The sequence below is a fragment of the Microbacterium sp. BF1 genome, from assembly GCF_019279095.1.
Lineage (GTDB): Bacteria > Actinomycetota > Actinomycetes > Actinomycetales > Microbacteriaceae > Microbacterium > Microbacterium maritypicum.
This window is the reverse complement of the sequence record NZ_JAGYWT010000910.1, coordinates 1-509: the sequence shown is the minus strand read 5'-3', so window position 1 is coordinate 509 and position 509 is coordinate 1. Positions and strand designations below refer to the sequence as shown.

The 509-nt window shown below is 70.1% G+C and carries 1 protein-coding gene; it reads right to left on the bottom strand.

Features of this window, described 5'->3' with window-relative positions; genetic code table 11:
* The coding region (locus KZA10_RS17510) for a proline dehydrogenase family protein (protein WP_218683545.1) at positions 1–509 on the bottom strand (509 nt) is incomplete at both ends.

Below are 509 nucleotides of genomic sequence, written 5' to 3'. Positions count from 1 at the left end.
GGTCCTGCGCCCAGGCGGTGAGCTCCTGCAGGGCGGGCAGGGCGTCGGGCAGGTAGGCCTGCAGCACGATCCCGGCCTCGAGTCCGGTCAGGCGCGGGTCTTCGAGGATGCGCGTGAAGACCGCGATCGTGAGGTCGAGGTCGCGGTACTCCTCCATGTCGAGGTTGATGAAGGTGCCGTCGGCCGCCGCGGTGACGTACAGCGGCAGGAGGCGAGCGACCACCTCGTCGACGACCTCGTCGAACGCCCACATCGAGAGGTGGCTGATGATCGCCGAGACCTTGACCGAGACGTAGTCCACATCCGGGCGCCGGATGAGCGCGTGGATGCCGTCGAGCCGCCGCCGCGCCTCCGTCTCGCCGAGCACGGCCTCACCGAGCAGGTTGAGGTTGAGACGGGAGCCGTTCGCCCTGATCCGCTCGATCGCCGCTCCGAGTTTCGCTGGGCGCGCGTCGACGACGAGGTGGCCGACCATGTCGCGCAGCACCCGGCGGGCGATCGGCACCACG